Origin of the sequence: Nocardia arthritidis NBRC 100137 (genome assembly GCF_001612765.1) — a bacterium.
Classification (GTDB): Bacteria; Actinomycetota; Actinomycetes; order Mycobacteriales; family Mycobacteriaceae; genus Nocardia; species Nocardia arthritidis.
In genome coordinates this window covers 64,322-88,870 of sequence record NZ_BDBB01000025.1, presented here as the reverse complement: position 1 = coordinate 88,870, position 24,549 = coordinate 64,322, and the positions used below count along the sequence as shown (strand labels likewise).

Below are 24,549 nucleotides of genomic sequence, written 5' to 3'. Positions count from 1 at the left end.
CGGAGGTCAGCGGTTGGTGAACTTCGCCGGACGCTTCTCGACGAAGGCGCTCATGCCTTCCTTCTGATCCTCGATCGCGAACAGCGAGTGGAACACTCGGCGTTCGAAGCGCAGCCCCTCGGCGAGCGTCGTCTCGAACGAGCGGTTCACCGCTTCCTTGGCGATCATGGCGACCGGCAGCGACATCGACGCGATGGTCTCGGCGACGTCGGCCGCGGTGTCGAGCAGCTCCGCCGCGGGCACGATGCGCGAGACCAGCCCCGCCCGCTCGGCCTCCTCGGCGTCCATGTTGCGGCCGGTGAGCACCAGATCCATGGCCTTGGCCTTGCCGATCGCGCGGGTCAGGCGCTGCGAGCCGCCGATGCCGGGGATCACGCCCAGCTTGATCTCCGGCTGCCCGAACTTCGCGGTGTCGGCCGCGAGCAGGACGTCGCAGATCATGGCCAGCTCACAGCCGCCGCCCAGCGCGTAGCCCGCCACCGCGGCGATGGTCGGCTTGCGGAACTGCGCCAGCCGGTCCCAGCGGGCGAAGTAGTCGTCCATGAACATGTCCATGTACGACTTGGGCTGCATCTCCTTGATATCGGCGCCGGCCGCGAAAGCCCGCTCCGAGCCGGTGATCACGATGGCCCCGATCTCGTCATCGTGCTCGAGTTCGTCGAGCGCGGCGATGACGTCGTCGAGGACCTGCGCGTTCAGTGCGTTCAGCGCCTTCGGGCGGTTCAGCGTGATCCAGCCGACCCGGCCCTTGCGTTCCAGCAGAATCGTCTCGAAGTCGGGCCCACCCGTCGCCCGGCCGCCCACGGAATCGCTCTGCGATGCGTTCATCCTTCTGCACCCTCTTGGTCGGATCGGTCACGGATATCGGTGACGATAGCCGAGAAGTCCCGTCCGGCATCCGTCTGGTTGAAGCGGTCGTAGATCGCGGCGGCCAGCAACCCGAGCTGCCCGTCGATGTTGTTCTCGCGCAGAGCGTTCGCGGCCAGACCCAGGTCCTTCGCCATCAGGGCGGTGGCGAAACCAGGTCGGTAGTCGTTGTTGGCCGGGCTGGTCGGCACCGGGCCCGGAACCGGGCAGTAGCTGGTCAACGCCCAGCTCTGGCCGGAGGCGGTGGAGACCACGTCGAAGAACGACTGATGGCTCAGGCCCAGCTTCTCGCCCAGCACCAGCGACTCCGACAGCGCGATCATCGACACGCCCAGCAGCATGTTGTTGCAGATCTTCGCCGCCTGGCCGACGCCGGAGCCTCCGCAGTGCACGACCTTGCCGCCCATCACCTCGAGCACCGGAAGGGCGGCGGCGAAATCCACGGCGGCCCCGCCGACCATGAAGGTCAGCGTGCCCGCCGCCGCGCCCGCGACACCGCCGGAAACCGGCGCGTCCAGCGCACGGTGCCCGGCGGCGGTGGCGCGTTCGGCCGCGGTCTTGGCGTCGGCCACGTCGATGGTGGAGCAGTCGATGAACAAGGTGCCCGGCGGCGCGGCCGGAAGCAGTTCGGCGTACACGTCGAGGACGAGTTTGCCGTTGGGCAGCATGGTGATCACGGTGTCGGCCGCGGCGGCCTCGGTGGCCGTGCCGACCGCGACCGCGCCGTCGCGCTCGGCCTGTTCGCGCGCCGCGGGCACCGGGTCGAAGGCGAGCACCTCGTAGCCCGCGCGCACCAGGTTGGCCGCCATCGGCGCGCCCATGTGGCCGAGGCCGAGGAAACCGATTCGCTTGCTCATCACGCCACCTCCTGGGTCGGCAGACCCAGCTCTCGATCGCCCAGCTCGGCGAAGTATGCGTCCACCTGCGCGTCCGGGACCGCCTCGAGCGTCGCGGGCGACCACCGGGGGTTGCGGTCCTTGTCGATCACCTGCGCGCGAATGCCTTCGACCAGGTCGTGCGACGACAGCGACGCGATGGACACCCGGTACTCCTCGTTCAGCACCGCCTCCAGGCTCGGTGCGGTGCGGGCCGCGCGCAGCGAACGCAGCGTGACCTTCAGGGCGACCGGAGATTTCGCCAGGATCTCGGTGGCCGCCGCCCGCGCGTCGGGTGCCTCGTGCGCCTGCAACCGCGCGACGATCTCCTCCACGGAGTCGGCTCCGTAGCAGTCGTCGATCCAGTCCTGCGCGGCGGCCAGCGCGGATTCCGGCGCGTCCGTGGCGAACTTGGCGATCGCGATGTCGGCGCTCTCCGTGCGCAGCGTCTCCAGCAGCGCGGGCAGATGCTCGGAGGCGACGAAATAGTCGGCGAAGTTCGCGGCGATGGCGTCACCAGCGCTCATGCGCGCGGTGGTGAGCCCGACGTGCGTGCCGATCTCACCCGGGGTGCGCGCGAGCAGATAGGTGCCGCCGACGTCCGGGACGAAGCCGATGCCCACCTCGGGCATGCCGATCTTGGATCGCTCGGTGACGATGCGGTGGCTGCCGTGCCCGGAAAGGCCGACGCCGCCGCCCATCACGATGCCGTCCATGATCACCACGTATGGCTTCGGGTAACGGCCGATCAGGGCGTTGAGGATGTACTCGTCGCGCCAGAACCGTCCGGTCGCCGAATCGGCGCTGGTCGCGCCGCTTTTCGCGTCGGCGTGGATGGCGACGATGTCACCGCCCGCGCACAGGCCGCGCTCGCCCGCGCCGGTGACGACGACGGTGCGCACCGCGTCGTCCTCGGCCCAGGTACGCAGCGCGTCGGTGATGGCGAGGGCCATCGAGTGATTCAGCGCGTTGATGGCCCTGGGCCGGTTCAGCGTGATCAGGCCCAGCCCGTCGCGCTGTTCGAGAAGAACCTCGGGTTCACTCGTGGTCTGTCCGCTCATGCCGCTCCTACCAGCGCGCGGGCGACGACCACCCGCATGATTTCGTTGGTGCCCTCGAGGATCTGGTGCACCCGCAGATCCCGGACGATCTTCTCCACGCCGTACTCGGTCAGGTAGCCGTAGCCGCCGTGCAGTTGCAGGGCTTTGTTGGCCACCTCGAAGCCGGCGTCGGTGGCGAAACGCTTCGCCATCGCGCACAGCTCCACCTTGTCCGGCGCGTCGGCGTCCAGCGCCGCGGCGGCCCGCCACAGCAGTGTGCGGGCGGCCTCCAATTCGATACGCATATCGGCGAGTTCGAATTGCAGCGCCTGGTTGCGCAGCAGCGGCTTGCCGAACGCCTGCCGCTCGGCCAGATAAGGCACCGTCTTGTCCAGCGCCGCCTGCGCGCCGCCCACCGAGCACGCGGCGATGTTGAGCCTGCCGCCGTTGAGACCGTTCATCGCGATGCGGAAGCCGTCGCCCTCCGCGCCGAGCCGGTTGGCCGCCGGGACCCGGGCATCGGAGAAGATCACCTGGCGGGTCGGTTGGGCGTTCCAACCCATCTTCTTCTCGTTGGCGCCGACGGAGATGCCGGGAGTGTCGGCGGGCACGATGAACGCGGAGATCCCGCGCGCACCGTCGTCGCCGGTCCGGGCCATGACGACGTAGACGTCGGTGGAGCCCGCGCCGGAGATGAACTGCTTGGCGCCGTTGAAGATGTAGTCGTCGCCGTCGCGAACGGCCTTGGTGCTCAACGCCGCCGCGTCGGAGCCGACCGCGGGCTCGGTGAGCGCGTAGCTGGCCAGCAGTTCCATCGCGGTCAGCCGGGGCAGCCAGCGATCGCGCTGGTCGTCGTCGCCGTAGCGGTCGATCATCCACGTCGCCATGTTGTGGATGGAGATGTAGGCGGCGATGGCGGGGCAGCCGGTGGCCAGCTGCTCGAAGATGCGCACGGCGTCGAGCCTGCGCAGGCCCGAACCGCCCACGTCCTCGCGCACGTAGATGCCGCCGAGGCCGAGCGGGCCCGCCTTGCGCAGCACGTCCACCGGGAAGTGCTTCTGCTCGTCCCACTCCAGCGCGTTGGGGGCGAGGAATTCGTCGGCGAAGCCGCGCGCGGTGTCGCGGATCGCCTTCTCGTCGTCGTCGAGGATGAACATCCGGGTCAGTCCATCGTCGGGATGACGAACGCGTTGCTCTCCTTGAGCCCGGCGGGCCAGCGCTGCGTCACCGTCTTGGTCTTGGTGTAGAAGCGGATCGAATCCGGGCCGTGCTGGTTCAGGTCGCCGAAGCCGGAACGCTTCCATCCGCCGAAGGTGTAGTACGCGATCGGCACCGGGATCGGCACGTTGATGCCGACCATGCCGACCTGCACGCGCGCGGCGAAGTCGCGGGCGGTGTCGCCGTCGCGGGTGAAGATCGCCACGCCGTTGCCGTATTCGTGCTCGTTGGCCAGCCGCAGGCCCTCCTCGTAGTCCTTGGCGCGGACCACGGTGAGTACCGGACCGAAGATCTCCTCGCGGTAGATCCGCATCTGCGGGGTCACCTTGTCGAACAGCGTCGCGCCGACGAAGTAGCCGTCCTCGGCGCCTTCCACGACCAGGCCGCGTCCGTCCACCACCAGCTCGGCGCCCTCGTCTACACCGATCTGGACGTAGTTGTTCACGCGGTTCACGCCGTCCTGGCCGACCAGCGGCCCGTAATCGGCGCCCGGGTCGTCGGAACGGCCGACGTTGAGCTTGTGCACCCGCTCGGTCAGCTTGGCCACCAGGCGGTCGGCGGTCTCCTCACCGACCGGGACGGCCACCGAAATGGCCATGCAACGCTCACCCGCGGACCCGTAGCCAGCGCCGATCAACTGGTCGGCGACGTCGTCGAGATCGGCGTCCGGCATCACGATCGCGTGGTTCTTCGCGCCGCCGAAGCACTGGGCGCGTTTGCCGTTCGCGGTCGCGGTCTCGTAGATGTACTGCGCGATGGGGGTGGAGCCGACGAAGCCGACGGCCTTGACGCGCGGATCGTGCAGCAGCGTGTCGACGGCTTCCTTGTCGCCGTTGACCACATTGAACACACCGGCGGGCAGACCGGCCTCGAGGAACAGCTCGGCCAGCCGCAGCGGCACCGACGGGTCGCGCTCGGAGGGCTTGAGCACGAACGCGTTGCCGGTGGCCAGCGCGGGACCGGCCTTCCACAGCGGGATCATGGCCGGGAAGTTGAACGGGGTGATGCCCGCGACGACGCCGAGCGGCTGGCGCATCGAGTACACGTCGATGCCGGTGCCGGCGCCCTCGGTGTATTCGCCCTTGAGCAGGTGCGGGATACCGACGGCGAACTCGATCACCTCGAGGCCGCGCTGGATGTCGCCCTTGGCATCGGCGATGGTCTTGCCGTGCTCGGAGGACAGCAGCGCCGCCAGCGAATCCATCTCGTCCTGCACCAGGGTGAGGAACTTCATGAGAACGCGCGCCCGCTTCTGCGGGTTGAACGCGGCCCATTTCGGCTGCGCGGCCTCGGCGTTCGCGATGACCGCCTCGACCTCGGATTTGCTCGCCAGCGGCACCCGCGCCTGCACCTGGCCGAGGTTGGGGTCGAAGACGTCGCCGAACTTGCCGGAAGCGCCCGGCACATGCTGTCCGCCGATGAAATGGGTGAGTTCGCGAACCATGCCAGTCCTGTTCTCGTAGCGATCGGGACACCGCGGTGCGGTATGCGGTCATCCTATAGTTGGACGTCCAAGTATCAGCAATGCCGGGAGGCCGATGTGATTCATCCCACGCCTACCGCTTCGGCAGGGGAACGACCGGATCGGCTTCCTTCTCCCGCCGCGGTCGCACCAGCCGGAACGCGCCCACCCCGAGCGTGATCGCGCCGAGCGCCACGACCACCGCCGCCGCGCCGAGCGAATCGCCGGTCCATTCCGAGACCGCCTCCCCCGCCGCCACCGCGATGGCCACACCGCCCCCGACGACGAGCACCGCCGACCGCTGGGTCGCGTACAACGCGAAGCAGACCACGGCGATCAGCGCCGTGATCCCGTAGGCCCAGGTCCGGCCATCGATGTCGAAACTCTGCGCGGCCGCGACGGACGTGACGATCGCGATCAGGTATCCCACCCGAATGTCGATCAGCGCGCCGATTCTGGTCAGCGCGAACCACGCGCCACCGAGCAGCAGTACCGCCATGCTGCCCCAGATGTCGTCGAGACCGATCACTTCGGTGAGGATTCCCGCGAGGGCCGCGGGCACGAAGCAGGCGCAGACCAGCATTCCGATCACCGAGGGCAGCGCGAGGTAACCGAGCACGGCGATCCCCGCTCCCGCCGCACAGGCGAAAACCCACGCGGCATCGGTGCTCGCGTTCTCGAGCGCGGTGCCGACGGACCCGGCGAGCGCGACGGACCCGAGCGCGAAGAGCACGGCCGCCAGCCTCGCGCGGGCACTGTGCGCGCTCGTGCGGCCGGTCGGCACCCCGGCGAGCAGAACACCCGCGAACAGCAGACCCGCCGACACGACGGCGAGCACGCCCACCCGGACCGGCCGGTCGAGCGCGTCCCAGGACGAGGCCGCCACCAGGGCGATTCCGCCGAACAGCAAGCCCGCTCCGACGTAGGAGGCGATTTCGGCGAGCACCTTCCCACGCGCCACCACCGCCGCCCGCTCGATGGCGAGTGCCGCGAGCACCGCGTCGGCCTGGTCGCGGGTCAGCACACGCTCGGCGACCAGCCGCCCCAACGCGGCTTCCGCCCTGTCGTCGCTCACCATGGGCCCAGTATGTCCGAGTCGGCCGCCCTGACAACACAATCGGCCGGAGCGGAGCATCGCGCACGGGTGCCACCGTCCGATCGTCACGGCGAAAGGCACCCAGCCCGGTACGCCTTCAACGTCGACCACCGCCGAAATCCGCCGGCCGTCGACCGAAACCGGCACAGCGGCAGCGACGCGGACAACCCGGCGGCGACGCTGGCGATGTGATCGCAGTCACCGTACGATTAGTTTGACGTCCTAGTATCGGGCGACAATGGAATCCCGAGAGGAATCCCGTGGCCGACAGCAGCGCGCTCTACGCGCCCACCCACCCCGTTCGCTTCGTCACCTCGGCGGCCCTGTTCGACGGGCACGACGCGGCGATCAACATCATGCGCCGCATCCTGCAGAGCCAGGGCGCGGAGGTGATCCACCTCGGCCACAACCGCTCGGTCAGCGAGGTGGTCGACGCCGTGCTCACCGAGGACGCCCAGGGCGTCGCGGTCAGCTCGTACCAGGGTGGCCACGTCGAGTACTTCGAATACCTCGCCGACGCCTTGAAGAAGGCCGGAGCCGAGCACGTGCGGATCTTCGGCGGCGGCGGTGGCGTGATCGTGGCGGAGGAGATCGCGCGACTGGCCGCATCCGGCGTGACCATCTTCTCTCCCGAGGACGGACAGCGACTCGGCCTGCCCGGCATGATCAATCAGTTGATCCGCGCCTGCGACATCGACCTCGCGACCGAGCCGCCGGTGCCGGACGCGGTGCTCTCCGGCGAACGCGCCGCCTTGGCGCGCGCCATCACCTGCCTGCAAGCGGACGCGCTGCCGGAGGCCGACCGGCGGAAGCTGGCCGAGGCCGCGGCGGCGCGCACCGTGCCGGTGCTCGGCATCACCGGGACGGGCGGCTCCGGAAAATCCTCGCTCACCGACGAATTGGTGCGCAGGCTGCGTTCGGATCAGCAGGACAAGGTGCGGGTGGCGATTCTCGCGGTGGATCCCACCCGGCGGCGCGGGGGTGGCGCACTGCTCGGCGACCGCATCCGGATGAACGCCCTCGACGGCGAGCACGTCTTCTTCCGCTCGCTGGCCACCCGCGGTGGACGCGAACTACCGGACAATATCGATCTGATCGTGACGGCCTGCAAGGCAGCGGGTTACGACCTGGTCGTCCTGGAGACCCCCGGCATCGGTCAGGGCGACGCCGCGGTGACCGACCACGTCGACGTGTCGATGTACGTGATGACGCCCGAGTTCGGCGCCGCCTCCCAGCTGGAGAAAATCGACATGCTGGACTACGCGGACGTGGTGGCGATCAACAAGTTCGAGCGTCGCGGCGCCGCGGACGCGCTGCGTGACGTGGCCAGACAGTTGATCCGCAATCGCGAGGAGTTCCATGCCGCACCGGAGGACATGCCGGTCTTCGGCACCAGCGCGGCGACATTCAACGACGACGGGGTGACCGCGCTCTACCAGCACCTGACGGGCCTGCTGGCCGGCCACGGCCTGCGGCTGGAGCCCGGCGCGCTGCCCCGGGTGGACACCCGCACGTCCACGCGCTTCGCCCAGCTCATCCCGCCCGCGCGGGTGCGCTACCTGGCCGAGATCGCCGAGACCGTGCGCGGCTACCACGCCGAGACCGCGGCGCAGGTCGCCGCCGCGCAACGGCTGCAACGCCTCGAGCAGGTGGCGGCCGAACTGCCCGCGGACACGGCCGTCGCCGAACTGGCCGAGAGCGCCCGCGCCGACCTCACGCCCGCCAACGCCGCATTGCTGGCCGAGTGGCCCGCCCTCGCCGAGTCCTATCGCGGGGAGGAACAAGTGGTCCGGGTGCGAGATCGGGAGATCCACACTCCGCTGCGCCGGGAGACTCTGTCCGGCAACTCCATTTCACGCGTGGCCTTACCTCGTTTCACCGATCACGGCGAGCTGCTGCGCTTCCTGCGCGCCGAGCACCTGCCCGGGTGGTTCCCGTTCACCGCAGGGGTGTTCCCGTTCAAACGGGACAACGAGGATCCGGCGCGGATGTTCGCGGGCGAAGGCGACCCGTTCCGCACCAACCGCCGGCTCAAGGTGCTCAGCGAGCATTCCGACGCGAAAAGGCTTTCCACGGCCTTCGATTCGGTGACGCTCTACGGCCACGATCCCGCCGAGCGCCCCGACATCTACGGCAAGGTCGGCACGTCCGGCGTGTCGATCGCCTCGCTCGACGACATGAAGGTGCTCTACGACGGTTTCGATCTGACCGCGCCGACCACCTCGGTGTCGATGACGATCAACGGCCCCGCGCCGACCATCCTGGCCTACTTCCTGAACACCGCGATCGATCAGGCGCTGGACCGCTTCGCGGCGGAGCAGGGGCGCCCGCCGACCGACACCGAGGCCGCCGACCTGCGCGCCCGCACCCTGGCCACGGTGCGCGGCACGGTGCAGGCCGACATCCTCAAGGAGGACCAGGGCCAGAACACCTGCATCTTCTCCACCGAGTTCAGCCTGCGCATGATGGCCGACATCCAGGAATGGTTCGTGCGCAACGGCGTGCGCAATTTCTATTCGGTGTCGATCTCCGGCTACCACATCGCCGAGGCGGGTGCGAACCCGATCAGCCAGCTGGCATTCACCCTGGCCAACGGCTTCACCTATGTGGAGGCGTATCTCGCGCGCGGCATGCACATCGACGACTTCGCGCCGAACCTGTCGTTCTTCTTCTCCAACGGGATGGACCCGGAGTATTCGGTGATCGGCCGGGTGGCCCGCCGCATCTGGGCCGTCGCCATGCGGGACCGCTACGGCGCCAACGAGCGGTCGCAGAAGCTGAAGTACCACATCCAGACCTCCGGCCGGTCGCTGCACGCGCAGGAGATGAACTTCAACGACATCCGCACCACACTGCAGGCGCTGATCGCGATCTACGACAACTGCAACAGCCTGCACACCAACGCCTACGACGAGGCGGTCACCACCCCGACCGAGGAATCGGTGCGCCGCGCCCTGGCCATCCAGCTCATCATCAATCGGGAGTGGGGGGTCGCGATGAACGAGAACCCGCTGCAGGGCAGCTTCCTGATCGACGAGCTCACCGATCTGGTCGAGGAGGCCGTGCTGGCCGAGTTCGAGCGGATCAGCGAACGCGGCGGCGTGCTCGGCGCGATGGAGACCGGCTACCAGCGCGGCAAGATCCAGGACGAATCGATGCGCTACGAACAGCGCAAGCACGACGGTTCGCTGCCGATCATCGGGGTGAACACCTTCCGCAACTCCCACGACGAGCCGCACCGGGAGCTGGAGCTGGCACGCGGCACCGAAGCGGAGAAGCAGTCGCAGCTGCGGCGGGTGCGCGAGTTCCAGCAGCGCAACCGGGACAGCGCCCATGCCGCACTCGCCCGGCTCGAAGCGGTCGCCCGCACCGACGACAATATTTTCGAGGTGCTGATGGAGGCCGCCCGGGTGTGCACGTTGCAGCAGATCACCGACACGTTCTTCACCGTCGGCGGGCAGTACCGCCGCAACGTGTGAGCCGGTCGCCGCACGCACCTCGAGCCGGTGCGCCCGCATCGGCCGCTAGGCCCGGCTCGCGCGAGGGACCCGGGCGGGCACCGTGAATCCGGCCGGTGCCGCCGCGCGGGGCGGCTCCCGCGGATAACGGGCCCGCCGTGTGCGGGGCATGTGACAATCGCCGAGCAAACCTTCGGCGCGGTTGGGATGGCAGACATGGAGCTCTCGGGTATTCGGATCATCGACGCACACATCCACCAGTGGGATCCGTTCACCACACCGCGAGATTTCAGCGCCTTGGCGAAGCTGTTCCGGCTGCTGCCGGTCCCGGTGGACGCGGCCAAGCGCCTCGCACCGCGGCGCGACCGCGAGTTCGTCGGAGATCCGGCCGCCTACCTGCGGCCCTACCTCCCGTTCGACTACCGCGCCGACGCCGGCAACGCGCCCATCGAGGTGATCGCGCACATCGAGGTCGAATGGTCGCAGCGGGGACCGCTGGGGAAAGCCGGGGAAACCGCCTGGGTGGCCGGGCTGCCACTGGAGGCGGCCCCGCGGCTCGGCGCGATCCTCGCGGGCGGCGACCCGGCCGACCCGGCGTTCGCGCAGCTGCTCGACGCGCACGCGGCCGCGTCACCGCTGCTGCGCGGTGTCCGCACCATGGTCGCCCACCATCCCGATCCGGGCGTGCGATCGTTCACCGACGCGCCCGGCAAGCTCACCACCAAGGAATTCCTGGACGGCTTCGCGCGGCTGGCCGAGCGCGGCCTCTCGTTCGAAGCGTGGGTGTACTCGCACGCCATTCCGGACGTCACGGCGCTGGCCGAACGCTATCCCGAGGTGCCGATCGTGCTGAACCACCTCGGGACCCCCGCGGGCATCTTCGGCGCGGTCGGCAAACACACCGGTACCAATCCCGGCCTGCGCAGGCAGCTGCTGGTGCGGTGGCGCGACGATCTCGCCGCACTGGCCGCGCGCCCGAACGTGAGCGCGAAGGTGAGCGGACTGATGATGCCGATCCTGGGCCACCCGATCCCGCCGAGGGGCACGCCGACGCCCACGGGGCACCTGCTCGACCGGATCGGCCCGCTGGTCGAGCACGCGCTGGACGTCTTCGGCGCGGACCGTCTCATCTGGGGCTCGAACTTTCCCGTGGACAAGCCGGTCACCAGCATCGGCAACAGCATCGAGGCGATCGCTACCGCCGTCACCGGCCACGGCGGCGGACGGACGGAATTGGAGCAGGTCTTCCGGACCACCGCCCAGCGCGTCTACCGGATCGCGGACTGAACCAGAACCGGCGACCGGGACCGTCGATCATGTCGGTGCCCGTGGTTACCATCGGCCGCGTGAAAGTTACCGGCACCTTCTCTGTGAGCAATTTCGTCCCGACCGAGGTGGTGCCCGATCCCACCATCGCTACCGCGCTGCCGGTCGGCGTCGCCCTCATCACCAAGCAGTTCGCCGGCGCGATCGACGGCCGCTCCTCCACGATCTTCACCGCCGCGTTCGACCAGGCCACGGGCGTGGGAAGCTACACGGCGATGGAGTCGTTCGAGGGCGCGCTCGACGGTGCCGCGGGCACCTTCAACTTCCTGCACGTCGCGAGCACCACCGGCGCGGACCGCACGAACGAGTTCTGCGTGATCGTCCCGCACAGCGGCACCGGTGACCTCGTGGGCATCACGGGCACGGGCGGAATCGGCGTGGACGCCGACGGCACGCACCACATCTGGTTCGACTACGACCTGGGTTGAGCCGCCCGGGCGAGTTGCGCGGTGAGCGTGCCGCGCGCGGTCGCCAGGGACGGCCCGTACCAGGTGAGGGCCCGGCCCTCCACCAGCGCGACCGGGATATCCGGAAACGCCTCGGGCCCATCATCTCCGGTGAAGACATACGGCTCGTCGGGCAGCACCGCGAGGTCGACGCCCACGGTCAGCTCGGCCTCGGTGAGGCGCGGATAGCGATCGGGCCGATCGGCATGCACCAGCCGCAGGCCCAGGCGGTGCGCGATGTCCCCGGTGAACGTGTTCCGGCCGACCACCATCCACGGATCGCGCCAGACCGGAATGACGGCGGCTCGGGCGGGTTCGGGCGGCGGTGGCGCCCAGGCGGATTCGGCTTCGGCCAGCCATGCCGGAACACCGGCGCCGAGCACCTCCACGCAGAGCCGGGTGAGCGAGACCATGGCCTCGTCGACCGTCTCCACCTCGGTGACCCACACCGCGACGCCGGCCGCGCGCAGCCGCTCGACATCGATGCGACGGTTCTCCTCTTTGTTGCACAGCACCAGGTCCGGGGCGAGTTCGATGATGCGCCGCACATCCGGGTTCTTGGTCCCGCGGACCCGTTCGACCGCCAGATCGGCGGGGTGCGTGCACCATTGCGTGGCGGCGACCAGGACTTCCGGGCAGGTGTGCGCCACCGCCTCGGTCAGCGACGGAACGAGCGACACCACCCGGCGCGGGGGTGTGCGGAGGTCCACGGGGGTACCGAGGTCGTCGCGAGGCAACCCGGACGCTGGGCTCTTCCCTGCCACACGGTCAGCCTATAACAGGAGATCTGCGCTGCTCGGCGCTCTCTTCCGGCTGGAGGAGACCGGGGCGACCGTTGGGCAAGTTCGGCGCAAGGGCAGCGTCCGGGCGTCACTGGGGCAGTTCCGTGCCGAGTTCCGCTGCGCGAGACTGGATAACGGCACCCGGTGTCGGGAAGTCTCCGGTCCCTTCGCTCCGCCGGTATCGATCCCGCCCCGACAGACCGGCGGTAACCGACAGCCCCGACGCTGGGTGCCCACCAATGTCAGCGGTCGAACAGCCGATAGAGCGCGGTGAGTTCGCGCAGCCCGGTCGCGGCGGTCGTCTCGTCGGCCGAGGTCATCCGCAGCGCCTTGCGCAGCAGCATCGAATCCAGATCCTCAGGGGCCGGGCGGAATTCGACCGCGGGCAGGTCCGGCAGTGGAATGCGCTCACCGTAGGGGTCATCGGAAGCAGGCGCTCGCGGCTCGCGTTCGATACCGCCGATCAGGGTGTCCAGGTCCAGGCCGCGGAGGGTCAGGATCTCGCGCGGGTGTTCGTCGAGCCGCTCGGCCAGCAGGTAGCAGACCGCCGCCACGTGCTTGCACGGCCAGCCGGGGTCCGGGCAGGTGCAGGTGAAATCCAGCTCCGCCGCGGTGCTCGGCAACAGCACCGGTCCCAGCCCGCTCGGCAACGCGCCCGAGGCGATCTCGGCGAGCATGCCCGGAGCCGAGCGGATGGTCTCGATGAGTTCCTCGAGTTCGTCCTCGCGCAGCGGGCGCACGGTGAACACCGCGGTGAAAGGGCGCGGTTGACTGCCCTGCACTTCCGCCGTCACCGCCCCCGGCTCGATCCGGTAGTTCACCACCTGACCGGACCTGGCGTAATTGCGGCCGCGCGCCAGCCGGCCGGGCTCCGCCATCCGCTCCACCGCTTCCACCAGCGCCTTGCCCCACCAGGTGCGCCCGAAGCCGCCGCGCCTGCTGCGAGCTTCCACGCCACCGCGCACCGGCAGCTTCTTGCCGTACTCGGAGTAGTCGACGAAAGGACTCATTCGCCCACCGCCGCCGCGCCGAGGGTGAACAGGTCGCGCAGTTCGTCGGTGCTCATCTCGGTGATCCAGTTCTCGCCCGCGCCCACGGCCAGATCGGCGAGTTGCCGCTTGCCGTTGATCATCTCGTCGATCCGCTCCTCGATCGTGTCCACGCAGACCAGTTTGCGCACCTGCACATTGCGCCGCTGGCCGATCCGGAAGGCGCGGTCGGTGGCCTGGTTCTCCACCGCGGGATTCCACCAGCGGTCCAGGTGCACCACGTGATTGGCGGCGGTGAGATTGAGCCCGGTGCCGCCGGCTTTGAGCGACAGCAGCATCAGCGGCGGGCCGTCCGGCGCCTGGAATCCGGTGACCATCGCGTCGCGCTTCTTCTTCGGCACGCCGCCGTGCAAGAACGGGATCGCGGCGCCGAACCGTTCGGCCAGGTAGGGCGCGACCAGTTCGCCGAATTCCCGGAATTGCGTGAACAGCAGCGCCTTCTCGCCGTCGGCCAGCACCGCGTCCACGACATCCTCGACGAGGGCGAGTTTGCCGGAACGGTGCGCACCGCGGTGCAGCACACCCGAGCCGTCGCCCAGGAAATGCGCGGGATGGTTGCACACCTGCTTGAGCCGGGTGAGCGCACCGAGCACGGCGCCTTTGCGCGCCATACCCTTGGCGTCCTTGATCTTGGCCAGCATGTCGTCCACGACCGCCTGGTAGAGGGCGGCCTGCTCGACGGTGAGGTTGGCCCGCACGGTCATCTCGAGTTTCTCCGGCAGGTCGCTGATCACCGTGGGGTCGGTCTTCACCCGGCGCAGCACGAACGGCTGGGTGAGCCAGCGCAGGCGGCTGATCGCGTTCTGGTCGCGTTCGCGCTCGATGGGCACCGCGAAGCGGGCGCGGAACGACTGGGCGCTGCCGAGCACCTTCGGCATCGCGAAATCCATGATGGAGCGCAGCTCTTCCAACCGGTTCTCCACCGGAGTGCCGGTCAGCGCCAGCCGATGCCGCGCGGGCAGCGACCGCGCCGCCCGCGCCTGCCGCGTTCCCGCGTTCTTGATGTGCTGCGCTTCGTCCAGGACCACGCGGTCCCAATCCTGTCTGCCGAGTTCCTCGGCGTCGCGCGCGAGCAGCGCGTAGGTGGTGACCACCAGATCCGCGGCGGCGACCGTCTCGTCGAGATCGGCGCCTGCCCGCCGTCCCGCACCGTGGTGCACCCACACCCGCAGGTCGGGCGCGAACCGTTCCGCTTCGCGCTGCCAGTTGCCGACCACCGACATCGGGCACACCAGCAAGGTCGGGCCGGGTCGCTCCGGCTCGGAGGCGGTCTCGCGCTCGTGGACCAGCAGGGCGAGCACCTGGACCGTCTTGCCCAGGCCCATGTCGTCGGCCAGGATCGCGCCGCACCCCATCCTGCTCATGGTGGCCAGCCAGGCCAGGCCGCGTTCCTGGTAGGGGCGCAGCTGGGCCTTCAGGCCGACGGGCGGGGCGAGCGTTTCGGGCTCGCGCGTGCGATCGAGCAGGTCCTCCACCCATCCCGAGGCCGTGACCTCGGTGATCGGCACCTGCGGCACCCGGGAGACCGCGATCTCACCGAGCATGTCCGCGAAGGTGACCGGTGAGTCGTCGGCATGCGCGGCGACATACCGGGCCGCGGCGGCCAGCGCCTTGTGATCGGCTTGCACCCACTGACCGCGCAGCTGGACCAGATCGGACTTGCCGCGCACCAGGCGTTCCATCTCGGCCCGGGTCAACACCATGTCGCCCAGCGCCAGCTCCCAGCGGTAGGACACCAGGCCGCGCAGACCGACCGTGCTCTGCGCGGCGGGCACCGCGCTGTCCACCCGCAGCCGCATGCTCGGCTCCGCGACACTCCAGGCGCGCGGCAGCAGCAACCGGACTCCCGCGGCGTGCAGGGCATTCGCACCGTGCGCGACCAGATCGAGCACCACTTCCGTGGGCAGCAGCAGATCCATGCTGCGCGGATCGCTCGGCAGATCACGCAACCTCGGATACGCGCGCCCGGCCGCCCCGAGCTTGTCCCCCGCGATCCGCACCAGATTCGGATCTTCGTGCAGCGGAACCGTTCTGGGCGCCTCACCGGTCAGGCGCAGGCAGACCTCCAGCCGCCACAGCGCCACCGATTCGTCGGCGAGGCCGAGTTCGCCGTCCGGTTCCAGCAGCCGCAGCACCAGTTCCGGCTCGTCGCCGGTCAGGCTGGCCCGCCAGCGCTCCAGCACCTCGGCGACCTGATAGCTGCCGTTGTCCAGCGGAGTGTCGCCGACCAGGGCGGCCACCAGGGGATGCGGCGAGTCCGGCGGTTCGGCCAGTGACCGGGCGATCGGATCGGTGAGTTCGGTGACCATGTCGTCGAGCAGCGCGACCGGACGCCCGGCCACCCGCAGCGCCTCCGGCATGGCGACCGCCAGTTCGGCCAGCCAGGCTCGTTGCCGCTCCCCGCCGACCAACCGCCAGCGCACCCACCACTGGCCGTCCTCCCTGCGCAGATCCGGCACGACACGCCCGGCGCGCACCCAGCGTTCGATGCCACGGGCGACGTGCGCGAGGTAACGCAGATCCCCGGACACCAACTCCACGGGCAACCGCTGCCGGAGGGCCTCCGCCGCCGCGACCGGGGCCAGCGCGTGCGCGCGGACCTGCTCGGTACCGGCGACGCCGTTCGCGACGACCAGGACCTCGGCACGGTGCCGGAACTTCGACGCCCGCAGCACGCGGCCCAGCGGATCGGGCAACTCCGCGGACGTCGCGGCGACCGGTGCGTCGTGCCAGAGCAGCAACCCGGATCCCGGCGACCACAGTCCGTGCAGCATCACCCCATCCAAGCAGGCGGCTCCGACACGACCGCGCACACCGCGGCCCGAGCGTTGTGGATTTCTGCGCGATACCGGAACATACTGGAATATCCGCAGGTCATCGCAGAATAATCGCAGCTCGGCGTCAACGAAGCGGAGGAAGCAGCATGACAATTCTGCTCCAGGTTCTCGAGCAGAGCTTCACACCGACGACCGCGTGGGAACGGCGCAAATTCACCTTCGTGCACGCCGACAAGATCGTCGGCATGCGGCTGGACGGGCAGTGCGGCGTGTGGCTGGACCTGTCGCGTCCCGGCGAATCCCAGCGGCTGGCCCACACCGCCGACCCGCGCGAGGCGATCACGTTCCTGCTCACCACCTTCGCCAAACTCGCCGAATGCGAAGAGCGCGGCGGCTCGTGGGTGATCGGGCACGACGGAACGCATATCGAGTCGATCGCGGCCACCCGGTTCCCGCCGCGCGCCAGCGAGGTCACCGACGACGGCCTCCTGGCGCGCGCCTGGCTGTAGTGCCTTTACAGCGGCGGGTCAGCTACCTGTCGCTACCGGCCGTTTCGGATCGTTCGACCACTGCGACCACGACCCGGGATACAACGCCGCCTCCACACCGACGATGGCGAGCGCCGCCACCTGGTGCGCCGCTGTGACGCCGGAACCGCAGTACACGGCCACCGGCCCGGAACCGAACCCGGCGAAACGGTCGCGCAGTTCCGGTACCGCGCGGAAGCGCCCCTCGGCGTCGAGATTGTCGGCGGTCGGGGCGCTGAGCGCACCGGGGATGTGCCCCGCGCGGGGGTCGATCGGCTCCACGTCACCGCGGAAGCGCTCGCTCGCGCGGGCATCCAGCAGTACGCCCTTCCAGCGAGCGGCCGCGTCGGCGTCGATCACGGGCAGGTGCCCTGGGCTCAATTCGACATCTCCGGGCTCCGGGTCGGGCTCGGCGCCGGTCGCGACGGAGCCGCCCGCGTCCACCCAGGCGGGCAGTCCGCCGTCGAGGATGCGCACGTCCGCGACTCCCGCCCAGCGCAGCAGCCACCAGGCGCGGGCGGCGGCCATGCCACCGGTGGCGTCGTAGACGACCACCGGATCGCCCTGGCGCAGACCCCAGCTGCGCGCGCACTTCTCCAGTTGCGCGAGATCCGGCAGTGGATGCCTGCCGCGCGCGGGTGACGGCGGCGCGGCCAGTTCGGTCTCCAGGTCGACGAACACCGCACCGGGAATATGGCCGTCGAGATAGTGCTGGGGGCCGTCCGGGTCGCCCAGTGCCCATCGGACATCCAGCAGCCGAAGCCGCTTGTCCGCCAACGCTTCCCGAAGCTCTTCCGGTGAGATCAGTACCGCGCTCAACTCAGCTCCTCGTCCCGAATGACGTCCTCGCGCACCGACTCCCCCACCCTACGCACCGGATGTGCCGATTTCGCCGTACTCTCGCCTCGCGTGCCACCGTCCGGTCCAAGTCAGTCCAGTTTCGCGGCACTGGCAGGCGACACACCCTCGTGACCAGCGGCAATATCCGACCGATGTCGAACGTTTCCGCCGCAGCCACCGCGACACCGGCGCCCGAACGGTCGCCGGCCGGACCGGCGCCGGCGATCAGCGCGGGCATGGTGACCGCGCTGGTCGGTTTCACCAGCTCGTTCGCCGTGGTGCTGAGCGGGTTGACCGCGGTGGGGGCGAGCCCCGCGCAAGCCGCGTCGGGCCTGCTCGCGCTGTGCGTCACGCTGGCGATCGGCATGATGGCGCTGAGTTACCGCTACCGGATGCCGATCACGCTGGCCTGGTCCACGCCGGGCGCGGCGCTGCTGGCGGGGGCGGGCGCGGTGGAAGGCGGCTGGCCCGCCGCGATCGGGGCGTTCGTGATGGCCGGAGCGCTGATCGTGGTCACCGGACTGTGGCAGCGGCTGGGCGGGCTGGTGGCGGCGATCCCCGTCGAGATAGCGCAGGCCATGCTGGCCGGGGTGCTGCTGCCGCTGTGCCTGGCGCCGGTCCGGGCGGTGCAGACGAGTCCGGCGGTGGTGGCGCCGGTGATCCTGGTCTGGCTCGTGCTGCAACGGTATGCCCAGCGCTGGGCCGTGATCGCCGCCTTCGTGACCGCCGCGGCCTGCGCCGCGATCAGCATCGCGGCGGGGCACCGGCGCCTCGACGTCGGCGCGATGGCGCCCCGGCTGGAACTGACGCTGCCGCACTGGAGCTGGCAGGCGTTGATCGGCGTCGCGGTCCCGCTCTACATCGTCACCATGGCGTCGCAGAACATCCCCGGCACCGCGGTGCTGGCCTCGTTCGACTACCGGGTGCCCTGGCGCGCGGCGATGACCGTCACCGGACTCGGCACCGTCATCGGTGCGCCCGCGGGCGGACACGCGATCAATCTCGCCGCCATCAGCGCCGCGCTCTCGGCGGCCCCCGCGGCGCATCCGGACCCGAAGCGGCGCTGGATCGCCGCGTTCACCGCGGGCGTGTCGTATCTGTTGCTCGCGCTGGGCTCGGCCGCGCTGGTCACGCTGATCGCGACCGCTCCGGCGGGCACGCTGGAAACCGTCGCCGGTCTCGCGCTGCTGGCGACCCTGGCCGCGGCCCTCGGGGCGGCACTGCGCTCCGAGCACCGCGAGGCGGGCGTCGTGACCTTCCTGATCGCCGCCTCCGGGGTCGGCTTCGCCGGCATCGGCGCCGCCTTCTGGGCGTTGCTCGCGGGGTTGATCGTGCGAAAGGTCCTGCGCTAGGGCGCGCTACTCGGTCAGGGCGGCCTGGAAGCGGCGCATTCCGTCGAGCCAGCGATCGTAGTCGGAACCCTTGTGGCGGTACATCTTCAGCACCTCGGGATGCGGGAGGATCAGGAAGCGCTCGTCGGCCACCCCGGCGAGCACGATCTCGGCGACCTCCTCCGGGGACAGCACCGCGCCCGCGCTGGTGACGGCCTTCACCGCGAGTTCCGCCTCGGCGGCGTGCTCCGGCGGAACGAGGCCGCCGTGCAGCAGTCGCGTGTCCACGCCCATCGGGCACACGCAGCTCACCCGGACCCCCCGGTTGCCGTAGGTGACCGAAAGCCATTCGGCGAAACCGACGGCCGCGTGCTTGGACACCGCGTAGGGCGCCGATCCGAGCTGGGTGAGCAAGCCCGCAGCCGACGCCGTGGCGACGAAGTAGCCGCCGCCCCGCGCCAGCCATCCGGGCACCAGCAGCCGCGCGGCGCGCACGTGGGCCATGACGTTGACCTCCAGCGCCTCCGCCCACTGCTGGTCGGTGCTGTCCAGCCCCGCGCCGCCGCCGATGCCCGCGTTCGCGAAGTACACGTCGACCGGACCGAACTCCGCCTCGGCGCGATCGATCAGAGTACGGATCACCGCCTCATCCGCCACATCCCCGCCGACCGCGACCGCGCCGGGCCCGAGCGACTCCGCGACCCGCACCGCACTCGCCTCGTCGAGGTCGGCGAGCACCACGCGCGCACCGGCGGCGACGAGCCGGGCGGCCAAAGCCGCCCCGATCCCCGCGCCCGCCCCCGTGACAATGGCAACTCTGCCCGAAATCTCCATTCCCGCACCCTAGCGGGGCGTCACCGGGGCTCTGCCGGGAATCCGCCGACCACCTCGTACCGAGGCCTCAGCTCGATTTCGCCAGGCGGTCCAGCAGCGGAGCGGTGCGCGGACCCACCAGTTCGCGCATCACCAGCGCCATGTTGGTGCGCTCGACGCCGGGAATCTTGAGGATCTGCCCGGCGATGCGATACAAGTCGTCGGCGTCCCGGGCGACCACGCGCACCGTGAGATCGGTGAGCCCGGTCATGCCGCATACCTCGGTCACTTCGGGCACCTCGGCGAGTTCGTCCACCACGGAGTCCAGGCGGTGCTGGTCGACGACGACCGCGACGAACGCCGCGAGCGGATAGCCGAGCGCGCGCGGTTCGACACGCCGCTCGAAGCTGCCCAGCACGCCCCCGGCCTCCCAGCGGGACAACCGGGCCTGCACGGTGTTGCGGGACAGGCCGAGCCGCGCGGCCAGCTCGACGCCCGTCGCCCGGGGATTGGCGACCAGTTCCAGTAACAGCCTGGCGTCGGTGGCGTCCAGGCTCACGCCGGCGTTTTCTCTGGTCATACCACGCAGTATGACATCCTGCCGCAGGTCGCAATTGAGCATTCTGCTCATCCACGGGTCGGCCACTTGCGCAGTTCGCATTCAGGGGGATGCTGTGAGGTAAGACACATCATCGATGTGCCGACCACCTGGTGAGGAGGCGAACACCATGCCGGGCAAACCCGAGTTTCCGGTGCAGTTGGTGCAGCCGGACGGTCGCCGTGTCCTCGATCGTGAGCACGCGGCGCTCGTCGCCGACGTCGGGCCCGACGAGTTGCGGGCGCTGTACGAGGACATGGTGGTCGCCCGCCGGATCGATGTCGAGGCCACCACGCTGCAACGGCAAGGCCAGCTCGGCCTGTGGGCGCCCATGCTCGGACAGGAGGCCGCCCAGGTCGGCTCCGCGCACGCGCTGCGTCCCGACGACTACGTCTTCTCCAGCTATCGGGAGACGGCGGTCGCCTACTGCCGAGGCGTGCCGCCCACCGATCTCACCCGCCTGTGGCGCGGCGTAGCCCACCATTGCTGGGATCCACACGCGGTGAACATGACCAACCCCAATATCGTGGTCGGCTCCCAGGGCCTGCACGCGACCGGCTACGCGTTCGCGGCGCACCTGGACGGCGCCGAGATAGCCACCATCGCCTACTTCGGCGACGGCGCCAGCAGCCAGGGCGATCTGGCCGAAGCGCTCGGGTTCGCCGCGACCTGGAGCGCGCCCGTCGTGTTCTTCTGCCAGAACAACCAGTGGGCGATCAGCGCCCCGGTGCGGGTGCAGAGCGCGACACCGATCGCCCGCCGCGCCTACGGCTACGGCATGCCGGGCACGCAGGTCGACGGCAACGACGCGCTCGCCGTGCTCGCCGTCACCAGGCAGGCGGTGGCCAGGGCGCGCTCCGGCGGCGGCCCGTCGTTCATCGAGGCGCTCACCTACCGGATGGGCCCGCACACCACGGCGGACGATCCCACCCGTTACCGCTCGGCCGCCGAGACCGAGCAGTGGGCGCGGCGCGATCCGATCGACCGGATGCGCAGGCTGCTCGAGCGCGAGGGCCATTGGGACGACGCGTTCGCGAGCCGGGTCGCCGAGCGGTCGGACGCGGTGGCCCGAGCGGTGCGCGCCGCGACCATCGACACACCCGATCCCGCGCCGAGCGAGCTGTTCGAGCACGTCTACACCACCCCGCATCCGCTGATCACCGAACAGCGGAGGGCGTACACGGAGTACCTGGCCGGTGATCCCGGCGGGGCTTCCGCACGAGGAGAAGGAGTCCCGCGATGATCACCACCTTCGCCGCCGCGCTCAACACCGGCCTGCGCCGCGCGCTGGAGGACGATCCGAAGGTCCTGCTGATGGGCGAGGACATCGGCCGCCTCGGCGGGGTGTTCCGGGTGACCGACACGTTGCAGAAGGACTTCGGCGACAACCGCGTCATCGATACCCCGCTGGCCGAATCCGGCATCATCGGAACGGCTTTCGGCATGGCGCTGCGCGGATACCGGCCGGTGTGCGAGATCCAGTTCGACGGTTTCGTCTATCCGGCCTTCGACCAGATCGTCTCGCACGTTGCCAAGATCAACTATCGAACGCAGGGCAAAGTCCACGCTCCCTTGACGATTCGCATACCGTTCGGCGGCGGCATCGGCTCGGTGGAGCACCACTCCGAATCACCCGAAGCCTATTTCGCGCATACCGCCGGGCTGCGCGTGGTGACACCGAGCAACCCGGCCGACGCGTACTCGATGATCCGCCGGGCGATCGCACTGGACGATCCGGTCATCTTCTTCGAGCCCAAGCGCAGGTACTGGGACAAAGCCGACGTCGACTTCGTCGCGCTCGACCGCGACGGCGGCCTGCCGCTGGATCGCGCGCGCGTGTGCACCACGGGATCGGACGCGACCGTCGTCGCCTACGGCGCAACCGTGGCCACCGCGCTGTCGGCCGCGCAGATCGCCACGCGGGAGGGCCACTCACTCGAGGTGATCGACCTGCGCAGCCTGTCGCCGATCGACTTCGACACCATCGAGGAGTCGGTCGCCAAGACCGGGCGGCTGATCGTCACGCATGAGGCGCCGGTATTCGCGGGGCTGGGCGCCGAGATCGCCGCGCGGATCACCGAACGCTGCTTCTACCACCTGGAAGCGCCCGTGCTGCGCGTCGGCGGATTCGACATCCCCTACCCCCCGGCTAAGCTCGAGAAGCACCATCTGCCCGATCCCGACCGCATTCTCGACGCGGTCGACCGCTCCCTCGCCGCGTGAGGCGGGGTTCGCCGTAGTGAGAGGTGCCGCGTGGAAAACCCTGCCCGCCAGGACCTTCCGTCGTCCGTGCTGGAGTTCCGGCTGCCGGACCTCGGGGAAGGCCTGACCGACGCCGAACTGGTGTCGTGGGCGGTGGCCGTGGGCGACGTGGTCGAGTTGAACCAGACCATCGCCGAGGTGGAGACGGCCAAGGCGGTCGTCTCGTTGCCGTCACCGTTCGCCGGCCGGGTGGTCGAATTGCTGGCGCGGCCGGGCGACACCGTCGCGGTCGGCGCGCCGCTCATTCGCGTGCGGGCAGCCGGAGCGGACGACGCGGTGAGCGACACGGGCCGCACTTCCGTCCTGGTCGGCTACGGCCCCGAAGCGGAGGCGACGTCGCGGCGGCGTCCTGTCGGGCCGCCCTCGCACAGCGTTTCACCGCCCGGCGAGGCGGACACCGAGCCGCGACGACCGGGTAACGCGGCAGCGACGCCCGCCGCGCGAAAGCTGGCGCGCGAACTCGGCTTGGATCTGTGGTTCATCGCGGGTTCCGGGCCGGGCGGCGCGGTCACCGTCGAGGACGTGCGCGGCGCGGTGCCCGTCTCACAGCCCCATCCGGCCCCTCCGGCCACCGTGCCCGGCGCGGACAGCGAGGTGGTCCGCCCGTCCGTGCGCGAGGAACGCACTCCGATCAGCGGCATCCGCAAGCGCACCGCGGCGGCGATGTCGAACAGCGCGCGCACCATTCCGCAGGCCGCCGCGTTCGTCACCGTCGACTGCACCGCCTCGATGGAACTCCTCGATCATCTGCGCAGCACGAAATCCTTCGCGGGCCTGGCTTTGACGCCCCTGGCGCTGGTCGCCAAGGCGGCGCTGGCCGCGCTGGCCGACTTTCCCGGCATGAATGCCTGCTGGGACGAGGCCGCTGGGGAGATCGTCACCAAGCACTACGTCAACCTGGGCATCGCGGTGGCCACCGAGCGCGGCCTGCTGGCCCCGAACATCAAAGAGGCGCAAACGCTGAGCCTGCGCGACCTCGCCCGCGAGATCGCCTGGCTGGCCGAGACCGCACGCGCGGGCGGCGCGACGACCGCTGAACTGCGCGGCGGCACGTTCACCATCACCAACATCGGCGTATTCGGCGTGGACACCGGCGTCCCGCTGGTCAACCCGGGCGAGTCCGCGATCCTGTGTCTCGGCTCGATCCGCAAGCAGCCGTGGGTCGTACGCGACGAGATCGCGATCCGGTGGGTGACCACCCTCGGCGTCGGCTTCGACCATCGCATGATCGACGGCGAGCAGGCGGCCCGCTTCCTGGCCGCCACCGCGGGGTTCCTGGAGGACCCGCTCACCCTGCTCGGCCGGGTGTGATGCCGTTCAGTCGGTGACCAGCGCCGCCGCGGCGGTGCGGATGACCTCCGGGATCTCGACCGGCTTGCGGGTCTCGGCGTCCACGTAGACATGTACGAACACACCGGTGGCGGACAGTTCCAGACCGCCGCCGGCCTCCCGGAAGATGGCCAGATCGTAGGTGATGCTGGAGCGGCCGAGCCGGGAGACGCGCAGGCCGACCTGCAACTGGTCCGGGAAGCTGATCGAGCCTTGGTACTGGCAGGAGGTCTGCGCCACCACGCCGAGCGCGGGCAGTTCGCGGATGTCGGTTCCGGTGGCGTGCATCAACCACGCGTTGACCGCGGTGTCGAAGTACGAGTAGTAGGTCACGTTGTTCACGTGCCCGTAGTGGTCGTTGTCGGCCCACCGGGTCGGCACCGGCCAGAGCACCGGATACTGCTGCGTCACCCGGCCGACGATAGCTCAGGGGGACGATGGGGTATCCATCGC

The 24,549-nt window shown here is 69.9% G+C and carries 21 protein-coding genes; 8 read left to right on the top strand and 13 right to left on the bottom strand.

Annotated elements, in window-relative coordinates; genetic code table 11:
* Positions 1 to 6: 6 nt before the first annotated feature.
* From NA8_RS19330 to NA8_RS19305, 6 genes are all read right to left on the bottom strand, one after another.
* Positions 7 to 828, bottom strand: coding sequence for an enoyl-CoA hydratase (locus tag NA8_RS19330; protein WP_063051771.1), 822 nt, complete (start codon positions 826 to 828; stop codon positions 7 to 9).
* Positions 825 to 1,724, bottom strand: a complete 900-nt coding sequence (gene mmsB, locus NA8_RS19325) for a 3-hydroxyisobutyrate dehydrogenase (RefSeq protein WP_063051770.1) — start codon at positions 1,722 to 1,724, stop codon at positions 825 to 827. The genes NA8_RS19330 and mmsB overlap by 4 nt, the downstream gene beginning before the upstream one ends.
* Positions 1,724 to 2,803 carry an enoyl-CoA hydratase/isomerase family protein gene (locus NA8_RS19320; protein ID WP_063051769.1) on the bottom strand — a complete coding sequence of 360 codons (1,080 nt, stop codon included), beginning with the start codon at positions 2,801 to 2,803 and terminating at the stop codon, positions 1,724 to 1,726. Before NA8_RS19320 ends, mmsB begins: the two co-directional genes overlap by 1 nt.
* Positions 2,800 to 3,939 (bottom strand): acyl-CoA dehydrogenase family protein, encoded by a 1,140-nt coding sequence (locus NA8_RS19315; protein WP_063051768.1) that lies wholly within the window; start codon positions 3,937 to 3,939, stop codon positions 2,800 to 2,802. Before NA8_RS19315 ends, NA8_RS19320 begins: the two co-directional genes overlap by 4 nt.
* Before the next feature lie 5 nt (positions 3,940 to 3,944).
* Complete coding sequence (locus NA8_RS19310; protein ID WP_063051767.1) at positions 3,945 to 5,444, bottom strand: CoA-acylating methylmalonate-semialdehyde dehydrogenase; 1,500 nt, start codon at positions 5,442 to 5,444, stop codon at positions 3,945 to 3,947.
* 112 nt (positions 5,445 to 5,556) lie between these two features.
* A complete protein-coding gene (locus NA8_RS19305; protein ID WP_063051766.1) occupies positions 5,557 to 6,540 on the bottom strand; it encodes a DUF2157 domain-containing protein in 984 nt (327 codons plus the stop codon).
* A 278-nt stretch (positions 6,541 to 6,818) separates the two neighbouring features.
* Here NA8_RS19305 and icmF point away from each other — a divergent pair, with 278 nt between their 5' ends.
* From icmF to NA8_RS19285, 3 genes are all read left to right on the top strand, one after another.
* Positions 6,819 to 10,037: a fused isobutyryl-CoA mutase/GTPase IcmF gene (gene icmF, locus NA8_RS19295; protein ID WP_063051764.1), complete on the top strand. Its 3,219-nt coding sequence runs from the start codon at positions 6,819 to 6,821 to the stop codon at positions 10,035 to 10,037.
* A gap of 195 nt (positions 10,038 to 10,232) precedes the next feature.
* A complete protein-coding gene (locus tag NA8_RS19290; RefSeq protein WP_063051763.1) occupies positions 10,233 to 11,303 on the top strand; it encodes an amidohydrolase family protein in 1,071 nt (356 codons plus the stop codon).
* A 59-nt stretch (positions 11,304 to 11,362) separates the two neighbouring features.
* The gene (locus tag NA8_RS19285) at positions 11,363 to 11,770 is read left to right on the top strand and encodes a DUF3224 domain-containing protein (RefSeq protein ID WP_063051815.1); all 408 of its coding nucleotides are present in this window, start codon (positions 11,363 to 11,365) and stop codon (positions 11,768 to 11,770) included.
* On the opposite strand, the gene NA8_RS19280 is transcribed toward NA8_RS19285, so the two are convergent.
* The 3 genes from NA8_RS19280 to NA8_RS19270 form a co-directional block, all read right to left on the bottom strand.
* A complete protein-coding gene (locus NA8_RS19280) occupies positions 11,755 to 12,552 on the bottom strand; it encodes a helical backbone metal receptor (RefSeq protein ID WP_281199083.1) in 798 nt (265 codons plus the stop codon). The two genes, NA8_RS19285 and NA8_RS19280, sit on opposite strands and share 16 nt — an antisense overlap.
* Positions 12,553 to 12,812: 260 nt before the next feature.
* Positions 12,813 to 13,580 (bottom strand): SWIM zinc finger family protein, encoded by a 768-nt coding sequence (locus tag NA8_RS19275; RefSeq protein ID WP_063051761.1) that lies wholly within the window; start codon positions 13,578 to 13,580, stop codon positions 12,813 to 12,815.
* On the bottom strand, positions 13,577 to 16,393 hold the full coding sequence (locus NA8_RS19270; protein WP_063051760.1) for a DEAD/DEAH box helicase: 2,817 nt from the start codon (positions 16,391 to 16,393) through the stop codon (positions 13,577 to 13,579). Before NA8_RS19270 ends, NA8_RS19275 begins: the two co-directional genes overlap by 4 nt.
* Positions 16,394 to 16,542: 149 nt before the next feature.
* Here NA8_RS19270 and NA8_RS19265 point away from each other — a divergent pair, with 149 nt between their 5' ends.
* Complete coding sequence (locus tag NA8_RS19265; RefSeq protein WP_063051759.1) at positions 16,543 to 16,905, top strand: hypothetical protein; 363 nt, start codon at positions 16,543 to 16,545, stop codon at positions 16,903 to 16,905.
* Between the two features lie 18 nt (positions 16,906 to 16,923).
* Here NA8_RS19265 and NA8_RS19260 read toward each other — a convergent pair whose 3' ends face one another.
* Positions 16,924 to 17,730 (bottom strand): sulfurtransferase, encoded by an 807-nt coding sequence (locus NA8_RS19260; RefSeq protein ID WP_063051814.1) that lies wholly within the window; start codon positions 17,728 to 17,730, stop codon positions 16,924 to 16,926.
* A 185-nt stretch (positions 17,731 to 17,915) separates the two neighbouring features.
* Between NA8_RS19260 and NA8_RS19255 the strand changes: the two genes are divergently transcribed.
* Positions 17,916 to 19,115 carry a benzoate/H(+) symporter BenE family transporter gene (locus tag NA8_RS19255; protein ID WP_063051758.1) on the top strand — a complete coding sequence of 400 codons (1,200 nt, stop codon included), beginning with the start codon at positions 17,916 to 17,918 and terminating at the stop codon, positions 19,113 to 19,115.
* Positions 19,116 to 19,121: 6 nt separating this feature from the next.
* Here the strand turns inward: NA8_RS19255 and NA8_RS19250 are convergent, their stop codons facing one another.
* Positions 19,122 to 19,928, bottom strand: a complete 807-nt coding sequence (locus tag NA8_RS19250) for an SDR family NAD(P)-dependent oxidoreductase (RefSeq protein ID WP_063051757.1) — start codon at positions 19,926 to 19,928, stop codon at positions 19,122 to 19,124.
* Between the two features lie 67 nt (positions 19,929 to 19,995).
* A complete protein-coding gene (locus NA8_RS19245; RefSeq protein WP_063051813.1) occupies positions 19,996 to 20,487 on the bottom strand; it encodes an Lrp/AsnC family transcriptional regulator in 492 nt (163 codons plus the stop codon).
* A gap of 148 nt (positions 20,488 to 20,635) precedes the next feature.
* Between NA8_RS19245 and pdhA the strand changes: the two genes are divergently transcribed.
* The 3 genes from pdhA to NA8_RS19230 are packed head-to-tail and all read left to right on the top strand — an operon-like array spanning position 20,636 to position 24,078.
* Positions 20,636 to 21,748, top strand: a complete 1,113-nt coding sequence (pdhA, locus tag NA8_RS19240) for a pyruvate dehydrogenase (acetyl-transferring) E1 component subunit alpha (protein WP_063051756.1) — start codon at positions 20,636 to 20,638, stop codon at positions 21,746 to 21,748.
* Positions 21,745 to 22,728 carry an alpha-ketoacid dehydrogenase subunit beta gene (locus NA8_RS19235; protein ID WP_063051755.1) on the top strand — a complete coding sequence of 328 codons (984 nt, stop codon included), beginning with the start codon at positions 21,745 to 21,747 and terminating at the stop codon, positions 22,726 to 22,728. The genes pdhA and NA8_RS19235 overlap by 4 nt, the downstream gene beginning before the upstream one ends.
* A gap of 30 nt (positions 22,729 to 22,758) precedes the next feature.
* Positions 22,759 to 24,078 carry a dihydrolipoamide acetyltransferase family protein gene (locus tag NA8_RS19230; RefSeq protein ID WP_084466917.1) on the top strand — a complete coding sequence of 440 codons (1,320 nt, stop codon included), beginning with the start codon at positions 22,759 to 22,761 and terminating at the stop codon, positions 24,076 to 24,078.
* A 6-nt stretch (positions 24,079 to 24,084) separates the two neighbouring features.
* On the opposite strand, the gene NA8_RS19225 is transcribed toward NA8_RS19230, so the two are convergent.
* Positions 24,085 to 24,507 (bottom strand): acyl-CoA thioesterase, encoded by a 423-nt coding sequence (locus NA8_RS19225; RefSeq protein ID WP_245663908.1) that lies wholly within the window; start codon positions 24,505 to 24,507, stop codon positions 24,085 to 24,087.
* Between the last annotated feature and the right edge of the window lie 42 nt (positions 24,508 to 24,549).

Coding starts and splice junctions, on each gene's coding strand:
- NA8_RS19330 (WP_063051771.1), bottom strand. CDS start 828: ATGAACGCATCGCAGAGCGATTCCGTGGGCGGCCGGGCGACGGGTGGG.
- mmsB (WP_063051770.1), bottom strand. CDS start 1,724: ATGAGCAAGCGAATCGGTTTCCTCGGCCTCGGCCACATGGGCGCGCCG.
- NA8_RS19320 (WP_063051769.1), bottom strand. CDS start 2,803: ATGAGCGGACAGACCACGAGTGAACCCGAGGTTCTTCTCGAACAGCGC.
- NA8_RS19315 (WP_063051768.1), bottom strand. CDS start 3,939: ATGTTCATCCTCGACGACGACGAGAAGGCGATCCGCGACACCGCGCGC.
- NA8_RS19310 (WP_063051767.1), bottom strand. CDS start 5,444: ATGGTTCGCGAACTCACCCATTTCATCGGCGGACAGCATGTGCCGGGC.
- NA8_RS19305 (WP_063051766.1), bottom strand. CDS start 6,540: ATGGTGAGCGACGACAGGGCGGAAGCCGCGTTGGGGCGGCTGGTCGCC.
- NA8_RS19290 (WP_063051763.1), top strand. CDS start 10,233: ATGGAGCTCTCGGGTATTCGGATCATCGACGCACACATCCACCAGTGG.
- NA8_RS19275 (WP_063051761.1), bottom strand. CDS start 13,580: ATGAGTCCTTTCGTCGACTACTCCGAGTACGGCAAGAAGCTGCCGGTG.
- NA8_RS19270 (WP_063051760.1), bottom strand. CDS start 16,393: ATGCTGCACGGACTGTGGTCGCCGGGATCCGGGTTGCTGCTCTGGCAC.
- NA8_RS19265 (WP_063051759.1), top strand. CDS start 16,543: ATGACAATTCTGCTCCAGGTTCTCGAGCAGAGCTTCACACCGACGACC.
- NA8_RS19255 (WP_063051758.1), top strand. CDS start 17,916: ATGTCGAACGTTTCCGCCGCAGCCACCGCGACACCGGCGCCCGAACGG.
- NA8_RS19250 (WP_063051757.1), bottom strand. CDS start 19,928: ATGGAGATTTCGGGCAGAGTTGCCATTGTCACGGGGGCGGGCGCGGGG.
- NA8_RS19245 (WP_063051813.1), bottom strand. CDS start 20,487: ATGACCAGAGAAAACGCCGGCGTGAGCCTGGACGCCACCGACGCCAGG.
- pdhA (WP_063051756.1), top strand. CDS start 20,636: ATGCCGGGCAAACCCGAGTTTCCGGTGCAGTTGGTGCAGCCGGACGGT.
- NA8_RS19235 (WP_063051755.1), top strand. CDS start 21,745: ATGATCACCACCTTCGCCGCCGCGCTCAACACCGGCCTGCGCCGCGCG.